This is a genomic window from Veillonella tobetsuensis, from assembly GCF_001078375.1.
Lineage (GTDB): Bacteria > Bacillota > Negativicutes > Veillonellales > Veillonellaceae > Veillonella > Veillonella tobetsuensis.
Genome location: NZ_BBXI01000005.1, coordinates 1 through 4,393 on the forward strand (window position 1 = coordinate 1; position 4,393 = coordinate 4,393).

Consider the following 4,393-nt stretch of genomic DNA (forward strand, 5'->3'; position numbering starts at 1 on the left):
TGACGGATCGACATGCGCTCCCACGCGCGGCCGGTAGCATTCGCCTTATAGGCGAAAAGAAGAACCACCGGCTAAGCCGGTGGGTAGCTTTTTTGCGTGTATATGGCATTTTATAGTTTATCGTATGCCGATAAATGTAGGAAAAATCACATTTTGCATAGATATTTATATAAGTTGGATTATGTATACATGAATACATGCTAAGAATTTTGTATACATGAGAAAATTACTTGAATTGTGAACCTCATAATTTGTATAATCTTACTACAAGCTATATTCTATAGAATTTAAAAGAAAGATGAGTATCTATATGAGTTCCATGAGATATACATTTGAGTTCAATGGGAAATACTCCGCATTGAATGAACTATTGATAGAAAATGAATAAGCAAGAATATAGACATCTGAGAGGTATAGAATATGAAACAATACATAGATTTAAATAGCGATTTAGGTGAAAGCTTTGGTAATTATACATTGGGCATGGATAGTGAGGTGTTAAATCACGTCACTAGTGCCAATGTGGCTTGTGGTTGGCATGCAGGGGATCCTCTCATCATGGAGGCTACCGTTAAGATGTGCAAGGAGAAGGGCGTAGCCGTAGGAGCCCATCCGGGATATCCTGATTTAATGGGATTTGGGCGCCGCAAGATGGCGGTGAGTCCTGATGAGGCACGGGCGTATATGATCTACCAACTCGGTGCGTTGCAAGGATTTTGCAATCAGTATGATGTAGAGTTGCAGCATATGAAATTACATGGTGCTTTTTATAACATGGCGTGTGTAACGCCGGAATTAGCTGATGCCGTATTAGATGGTTTACAAGCGGTAAATCCCAATGTTCGAGCTATGGTGCTCAGCGGTAGTTATATAGCCAAAGAGGCCGAGCGGCGAGGTATCCCTGTGATCCAAGAGGTCTTTGCAGACCGCGGTTATACAGAGGAAGGCACCTTGGTGCCCCGTTCGGAAGAGGGGGCTTTCATAAAAGACCCGCAAGAGGCATTGGAACGTGTACTCATGATGGTCAAAGAAGGCAAGGTTGTAACGAATACGGGCAAAATTATCGACATTGTAGCCGATTCCATATGCGTTCATGGTGATAATCCGAAAGCGATAGCTTTCACAAACTATATACATGAAGGGCTCGTTGAGGCGGGTGTCATTGTAGCAAATTTTCAGAATCGATAGTTCAACATAGATAGTTCTAGAATGGATAGTTCTAGCAGAGGTATAAGGAGTTAGTATGAAACCCATTACAGGTAAAGCGAGTTTGTCGGTCCTCTTAGGGGCGGCGTTTTTGATGGCCACGTCATCCATCGGGCCAGGATTTATATTACAAACGGCGGCGTTTACAGGTGAGCTGAAGGCGGATTTCGCGTTCGCTATCGTGGTGTCCGTTATTTTCTCCATCATTGCACAGCTCAATGTGTGGACCATTATCGGCGTATCTAAAATGCGGGGCCAAGATATTGCGAATAAGGTATTGCCAGGGCTTGGTTATGTAGTAGCGTTCTTGATCTCCCTTGGGGGTCTTGCGTTTAACATCGGCAATATTGGCGGTGCATCCATGGGCCTTAACATCGTATTCGGTATCGATACGACGACGGCAGCGGCCATCAGTGGTATCTTGGGTATTTTATTATTTGCGTCTCCTAAAATGGGCGGGGTCCTCGATAATACAGCGAAGGTTTTGGGCACAGTAATGCTAGCCCTCATCGGCTATGTAGCGTTTTCTACGAACCCTCCTGTAGCAGAAGCTGTAACGCATGCCATCGTGCCGACACATTACGCTTGGCTGGCTACGATCACCCTTATCGGTGGTACCGTAGGCGGGTACATTACATTCTCCGGCGGCCATCGCTTGATTGATGCGGGCATTACAGGTCGTGAACATTTAAACGATGTACGTCGTGCTGCCTTTATGGGCATGTCCGTAGATGCCATTGTTCGTATATTGCTATTCTTGGCCGTACTTGGTGTCGTATCCATGGGCTTTACATTAGATCCAAAGGACCCAGCAGGTTCTGCGTTCTTACTTGGTGCTGGTGAAATCGGTCATAAATTATTCGGTATCGTATTCTTCTGCGCTGCGTTGACATCTGTTGTGGGTGCTGCCTATACATCGGTATCCTTCCTTAAAACCTTGTTCAAGGTGGTGGAACGGTATGAGAAATTGACCATCATGGCATTCATCTTTGTATCCACATGCATTCTTATCTTTATCGGCAAACCGGCTACACTATTAATCATGGCGGGCTCTGTGAATGGTTTGATCTTGCCTGTTACCTTAGCCGTTATGTTATTGGCAACGCGTAAGACGAATATCGTAGGGGACTATAAGCACAATCCGGTTCTGTTCTATACCGGCTGGATTGTTGTGCTTGTGACTGCTTATATCGGCGTTACATCCTTGCAAGGTATTGCGAAATTATTAGGTTAGGGGGACATCATGAATCCCACAATTTCACCTGTTGGAGATAGTGCTATCTCCATCGAATTTGGTCAAGTCATTGACCCTAAGATTAATCAGCGTATCCGTCAGACTGTGGCGGGTATTGAAAGCCTCCATTTAGAGGGGATTATTGAGATGGTACCTACCTATTGTGCGCTTCTCATTCAGTATGATGCGCTGTGCTACACCTATGCTGAACTGTGCCGCATTCTTGAACCTATCTGTACGCAGCCTATCCAATCTGATGAAAGTGAACTAGTGACGGTCATAGAAATACCGACCGTCTATGGTGGTGAATTTGGCCCAGACCTTGGATTTGTAGCCTCTCATAATCATCTTACAGAGGCCGACGTGGTGAGCATTCATAGCGGTACGGATTACCTCGTGTACATGATGGGCTTTATCCCCGGTTTTACCTATTTAGGTGGCATGGATTCGCGCATCGCTACCCCTCGCCTGGCCTCACCTCGCACGCATATTCCGGCAGGATCCGTAGGCATCGCGGGTGAGCAGACCGGCACCTATCCATCGGATTCCCCTGGAGGATGGCAAATCATAGGACGTACACCGGTATCCATGTACGATGAGTCGCGAGAACAGGCGGCCCTTCTCAAGGCGGGCGATTATGTGCGCTATGTTCCCATTGATGAAAGTGCGTTCCACTGTATTAAGAAATTGGGCACTTCCTTTAAGCCCGTTGTGCATCATGTAAAGGTAGGTGACCTCCGTGGCGGTAAGTGAATATAAGAATGCGTCATTTGAGGTGGTTGTGCCTGGTATGATGACCACCGTGCAAGACAGAGGGCGCGTAGGCTTTCAACAATATGGTATGCCCGTGGCTGGCCCCATGGATGGTGAAAGCTATTCTATCGGACAAGCCCTTGTAGGGAATACGACACCAGTAGGTGCTTTGGAGTGTACCGTACTCAGCCCTACGCTCAAGGTAAAAGGTACGTGTATTGTTGCTTTCACAGGTGCCGACATGAGGCCTACCATTAATAATGTAGAGGTGCCGCGGTATATTCCCTTTGTCTGTCATGACGGCGATGTAATCTCTGGCAGCTTTAGCCAATGTGGGGTGCGTATGTATATTTCCTTCGCCGGAGGTATTGATGTGCCTGAAATTAACGGCAGCGTAGCGACGCACACGAAGGCGAATATCGGTGGTTTTGAGGGACGTCCCTTAGTGGCGGGCGACGAAGTACGTTTAAAGGACTGCATGCGTGATACTACCATCTGCGACTATACTAGAGAATCAAATCATTTATTTAATACGGTTCTATTTAATCGGGGTGGCCGTGAATGCCATGAACCGCTGCGCGTTGTACTGGGCTCGCAAGCTAAGTACTTTACAGAAACGGGTATTCGCAATTTTAGCAGAGAACTCTATACATTAACCATTCAATGCGACCGCATGGGATTTAGGTTAGATGGAGCCCCTGTTGAACACATCGACGGCGCCGATATCATCTCCGATGGCGCTGTATTTGGATCGATTCAAGTTCCATCTGATGGGAATCCAATTATCCTCATGGCGGATCGGCAAACGACGGGGGGATATACTAAAATCGGTACCGTTATTACCGCCGATTTGCCTAGATTGAGCCAATTACCTATTGGGGATGGAATTACCTTTGATATTGTATCTGTGGAAGAGGCACAAGAGATGTATAGGGCATATATGCAAAATTTGCATAGCAAAATTAACTTAGCTTCTGTACAAAGTACATTTGTATTCTCTGAAAATATAACGCTTGATTAGCAAGTATGCATTGATGATGTCATACTCGCTATGTATATATTATTGCTGTATTTGTATATTTTAATGAATGAATATGTATATGATGAAGGGGCTGTAACAGAATGCGGTTTTACCGCATTCTAGTTGCAGTCCCTTTAAAATATAAGAAATACCAAGAAAATTAGATTTGTAAAATCCTA

Annotated in this window: 4 protein-coding genes; all 4 read left to right on the plus strand. The window is 45.4% G+C overall.

Annotated elements, in window-relative coordinates; translation table 11 throughout:
* Positions 1-420 precede the first annotated feature (420 nt).
* Genes VEI_RS02045 through VEI_RS02060 form a run of 4 tightly spaced genes read left to right on the plus strand, consistent with a single transcriptional unit; the run spans position 421 to position 4,214 of the window.
* Complete coding sequence (locus tag VEI_RS02045; RefSeq protein WP_059361633.1) at positions 421-1,188, plus strand: LamB/YcsF family protein; 768 nt, start codon at positions 421-423, stop codon at positions 1,186-1,188.
* Positions 1,189-1,243: 55 nt separating this feature from the next.
* A complete protein-coding gene (locus VEI_RS02050; RefSeq protein ID WP_059361634.1) occupies positions 1,244-2,440 on the plus strand; it encodes an NRAMP family divalent metal transporter in 1,197 nt (398 codons plus the stop codon).
* A 9-nt stretch (positions 2,441-2,449) separates the two neighbouring features.
* On the plus strand, positions 2,450-3,193 hold the full coding sequence (pxpB, locus tag VEI_RS02055; RefSeq protein ID WP_059361635.1) for a 5-oxoprolinase subunit PxpB: 744 nt from the start codon (positions 2,450-2,452) through the stop codon (positions 3,191-3,193).
* Positions 3,180-4,214 carry a 5-oxoprolinase subunit C family protein gene (locus VEI_RS02060; RefSeq protein WP_059361636.1) on the plus strand — a complete coding sequence of 345 codons (1,035 nt, stop codon included), beginning with the start codon at positions 3,180-3,182 and terminating at the stop codon, positions 4,212-4,214. The genes pxpB and VEI_RS02060 overlap by 14 nt, the downstream gene beginning before the upstream one ends.
* Positions 4,215-4,393 lie beyond the last annotated feature (179 nt).